Annotated in this window: 7 protein-coding genes and 1 tRNA gene; all 8 read right to left on the bottom strand. The window is 27.2% G+C overall.

What is annotated here, in order from left to right; all coding sequences use genetic code 11:
• Nucleotides 1-79 precede the first annotated feature (79 nt).
• The 8 genes from rpmA to Q0370_RS07965 all read right to left on the bottom strand — a co-directional run bounded on the left by rpmA (nt 80) and on the right by Q0370_RS07965 (nt 3,368).
• Nucleotides 80-373 carry a 50S ribosomal protein L27 gene (gene rpmA, locus Q0370_RS08000; protein ID WP_026746154.1) on the bottom strand — a complete coding sequence of 98 codons (294 nt, stop codon included), beginning with the start codon at nt 371-373 and terminating at the stop codon, nt 80-82.
• A gap of 78 nt (nt 374-451) precedes the next feature.
• A complete protein-coding gene (locus tag Q0370_RS07995) occupies nt 452-790 on the bottom strand; it encodes a ribosomal-processing cysteine protease Prp (protein WP_299574365.1) in 339 nt (112 codons plus the stop codon).
• Nucleotides 791-837: 47 nt separating this feature from the next.
• The gene (gene rplU, locus Q0370_RS07990; RefSeq protein WP_021769501.1) at nt 838-1,146 is read right to left on the bottom strand and encodes a 50S ribosomal protein L21; all 309 of its coding nucleotides are present in this window, start codon (nt 1,144-1,146) and stop codon (nt 838-840) included.
• A gap of 114 nt (nt 1,147-1,260) precedes the next feature.
• Nucleotides 1,261-1,347 (bottom strand) — tRNA-Ser (locus Q0370_RS07985).
• 109 nt (nt 1,348-1,456) lie between these two features.
• On the bottom strand, nt 1,457-2,227 hold the full coding sequence (locus tag Q0370_RS07980) for an SDR family NAD(P)-dependent oxidoreductase (protein ID WP_299574358.1): 771 nt from the start codon (nt 2,225-2,227) through the stop codon (nt 1,457-1,459).
• Between the two features lie 36 nt (nt 2,228-2,263).
• Complete coding sequence (locus tag Q0370_RS07975) at nt 2,264-2,563, bottom strand: type II toxin-antitoxin system RelE/ParE family toxin (RefSeq protein WP_021769499.1); 300 nt, start codon at nt 2,561-2,563, stop codon at nt 2,264-2,266.
• Nucleotides 2,564-2,791, bottom strand: a complete 228-nt coding sequence (locus Q0370_RS07970) for a hypothetical protein (RefSeq protein ID WP_026746150.1) — start codon at nt 2,789-2,791, stop codon at nt 2,564-2,566.
• 112 nt (nt 2,792-2,903) lie between these two features.
• Entirely contained in the window at nt 2,904-3,368 is a 465-nt protein-coding gene (locus Q0370_RS07965; RefSeq protein WP_299574346.1) for a hypothetical protein, read from the bottom strand.
• Between the last annotated feature and the right edge of the window lie 182 nt (nt 3,369-3,550).

Genomic DNA, 3,550 nt, shown 5'->3' with positions numbered 1-3,550 from the left:
TATTTTTTATTGTTAATTTAAAAAAATACTATCCTATTTCTAAGACAGTATTTTAAAAATATATTATACAATTTTATTACTATGCTTCTGCTCTTTCAGGATAAATACTTACTCTTTTTTTACCATTTCCAAATTTTTCAAATTTTACATATCCATCAGTTAATGCGAATAAAGTGTAATCTTTTCCTAATTTAGCGTTAGTTCCTGCGTGAAATTTACTTCCTCTTTGTCTTACAATAATGTTTCCAGCTTTTACAGCTTCTCCATCATATTTTTTTACTCCTAAATATTTAGGGTTAGAATCTCTACCATTTCTAGTTGATCCTTGCCCTTTTTTTGAGGCAAATAACTGTAAGTTTAATTTTAATAACATTTTCCAACCTCCTCGATTTCTTTCTCATATTTTATTTTCTTGGATTTTTCTTAAATCTTTACATTTATAAACCTAGATTTATTTTTTTATTTCTCTAAGTTTTACAAAATTTTTATAACTTTTTGCAACATCCTTCAAATACGAATACATTGATTCAACCAAAATATCTGCATTTTCTAGTTCATCATCAGTCAATCCAGAATTTTTCAAATCACAGGAAATATACCCATCTTCCTCAATAAACTTCAATTTTTTCTTAAGTTTCAAAGTTTCAATAAGTCCATTTACTGTCATTTGTCCTACTGATGAAACAGCTGCACAAATTACATCTTCTCCATATTCTGAAAAATTTGCATGTCCTTTTATTTCAAAATATGTTATTTTATTTTTTTGTCTTTGAATTTCTATTCTTATCATTCAAACCACAACAGCTTTCACAATCTAAATTATATTAAAAAATACAATTAAGCATTGATTGATTTAATTTCAATTGCTGTAAAAGATTGTCTATGCCCTTTTTTTCTGTAGTAAGTTTTTTTGTTATATTTAAAGTTAATTTTTTTATCAGCTTTTCCATGAGATTTAACTGTAGCTACAACTTTAGCTCCTTCTACAACTGGAGTTCCAACTGTTACGTTATCTCCTTCTCCAACTAATAGAACTTCATTAATTTCGATGTCTGAATCAACATCAGCTGCTAATTTTTCAACTTTTAATACAGTTCCAACTTCTACTTTGTACTGTTTTCCACCTGTTTTAATTACTGCAAACATTTATGTTCACCTCCAAATAATTTATCGCTATCATTGGTATTAGCCACCAATTTTATGCGTATATCTTAATTAGTTTACTATATTTTCACTAATTTGTCAAATTATTTTTATAAATGGCGGAAGTAGAGGGACTCGAACCCACAAGACGTTTAACCGCCCACAGCTTTCCAAGCTGCTGCCATACCATTAGGCGATACTTCCCCTTCAAAAAAATAATTACAAACTATTATACTAAACTTATTTATAAAAGTCAATGAATTTGTTTAGCGGATTTTGTACATCTTTACTATGTATTTACTGTCTCAGACCATTATTTATTTTGATTTTTTCTGTAAACATTAAATCCAGTTGCCTGATTTGTCGCCATTATTGTAATATCTGAAATTTGTACGTGTTTTGGCTGATTTGCAATATAAACTATTATATTTGCAATATCTTCTGGCTTCAATGCCTCAATTCCTTCATAAACCTTCTTAGCCTGCTCTGTATTCCCATGGAATCTTACATTACTAAAATTAGTTTCCACAATTCCAGGCTGAACAGTAGTTACTTTAATATTTTTATCAATTGTATCAATTCTAATTCCATCACTCAAAACCTTTACAGCCGATTTAGTCGCACAATAGACGGCAGCTCCTGCATAAGCATAAATTCCAGCAGTTGAGCCAATATTTATAATATGCCCCTCATCATTTGCAACCATGCTTGGTAAAATTTGTCTTGTAACATACAATAATCCTTTTATATTAGTGTCTATCATTCGTTCAATATCCACAATATCATATTCCTGAAATTTATCCAGTCCCAAGGCAAGTCCTGCATTATTTATAAGGATATCCACCTTTTTCACATCATCTAGTATTTTTTTGGTAAATTTAACAACATCATTATATTTCGTAACATCAAGAACAAAAATATACGCATTAGTGCCATATTTTCTATCAATATCAGCCTTTATTTCTTTTAATTTTTCTATATTTCTAGCACACAAAATCACATTATCCCCATTTTTCGCAAAGGCATAAGCTGTTTCCTTCCCAATTCCACTTGTAGCTCCAGTAATAAAAATATTTCTATTCATAAAAACTCATCTCCCTATATTTGAATTTATCATTATTTATTTTAAAAATGATTTTTTTAATTTATTCAAAATCAAATATACTTTACTTCTATGCTCTATTTCAACAGCTAAAACTATTAATTCATCATCTTGTATTTCAACTATTATCCTGTAATTTTTTAATGGTTTGTACTTCCAATATCCTTTTAAATTATGGCTCAAAGCCTCCCCTTTGATTCTTGGATTTTCAGAATTGTTTATTTTTTTCAGAAAATCATAAATTTTTTTACTTGTATTTTTATCCATCTTTTGTAATTTTTTTGCTGCATATTTAGATAACAATACTCTGTATTTCACTTAAAATCCCATTTTCTTTCCAAAATCTTCAAGAGGTATCATTGGGGATTTTTTAGCTTTTTCAGATAACTTCACTATTCTTTTTATTTCTGATTTGGAAATTTGTTCATTTTCTTCTATTTTATCTAATTCTTTTGATATCAAATTATTAATAAAGTTATTATCATATTCCAAAACTTCTTTTAACTGTTTTTGTTTTTTTTCGTTTAATTCAACATCTATAATCATAGTATTTCCTCCTAAAATAAATTTTGTACTGTCTTTAGAAATCGAATAATTTTTAAGTTCATTTAATAGAACATCTATATTTTTATTATACCACAAAATTTTAATTTAAGTGTTATTTTATGTCCAATTTATTTTTCTGATGAAATTTTTGTCTCAACTTCAGTTTAAAAATCCCTATCCCTTTTTCAATACTCATTTCCTGTGAAAAATTATACACAAACATATTTGTAAATTTCAAATCCATTTTTTTATTTGAACCCAAATCAACAAACATTTCCAAATTTCTGTAATCACTTTTTTCTAGATAGGATTCTGCCCATTCCACTAAATCTATTATATTCTTTTTATTTTTTTCATACAAATCATCATTTATGTTTTCATTTTCCAAATTATTTCCTGTATTTTCCAAGTTTGAAATAATTTTTCCAATTATTTCCATTTCTACTGTGCTTCTGCTGTTTGCAAGATTTGTATCTTCTGCAAGACCGATTTTATATTTTACTTCCATAATTTCATCTTCACTTACATTTATTTCCTTTTTATTTTCCTCATCTGTAATTTTCAATCTATATTTCATTTATTCCACCCCTTAATTTTTCTAAAAAGCTGCTATTTCATCAATTTTTACTGTTTCATCAACATTTACAACTCCAAAATGATTTTCCCAAAATACTTTTAATTCCATTCCAAGTTCTAGGAACAGTAATTCCAAAGTTTTTATTTTTGCAATATTTACCTTATTTTTAGGTTTATTTATAT

The organism is uncultured Leptotrichia sp., assembly GCF_938036635.1.
GTDB classification, from domain to species: domain Bacteria; phylum Fusobacteriota; class Fusobacteriia; order Fusobacteriales; family Leptotrichiaceae; genus Leptotrichia; species Leptotrichia hongkongensis.
This window is presented reverse-complemented; position numbering and strand designations above follow the sequence as displayed.

Bases quoted from the DNA above. Each gene is read 5' to 3' on its own strand.
- Q0370_RS07995 (WP_299574365.1), bottom strand. From the start codon at position 790: ATGATAAGAATAGAAATTCAAAGACAAAAAAATAAAATAACATATTTT.
- rplU (WP_021769501.1), bottom strand. From the start codon at position 1,146: ATGTTTGCAGTAATTAAAACAGGTGGAAAACAGTACAAAGTAGAAGTT.
- Q0370_RS07970 (WP_026746150.1), bottom strand. From the start codon at position 2,791: ATGATTATAGATGTTGAATTAAACGAAAAAAAACAAAAACAGTTAAAA.
- Q0370_RS07965 (WP_299574346.1), bottom strand. From the start codon at position 3,368: ATGAAATATAGATTGAAAATTACAGATGAGGAAAATAAAAAGGAAATA.
- Q0370_RS07980 (WP_299574358.1), bottom strand. From the start codon at position 2,227: ATGAATAGAAATATTTTTATTACTGGAGCTACAAGTGGAATTGGGAAG.
- rpmA (WP_026746154.1), bottom strand. From the start codon at position 373: ATGTTATTAAAATTAAACTTACAGTTATTTGCCTCAAAAAAAGGGCAA.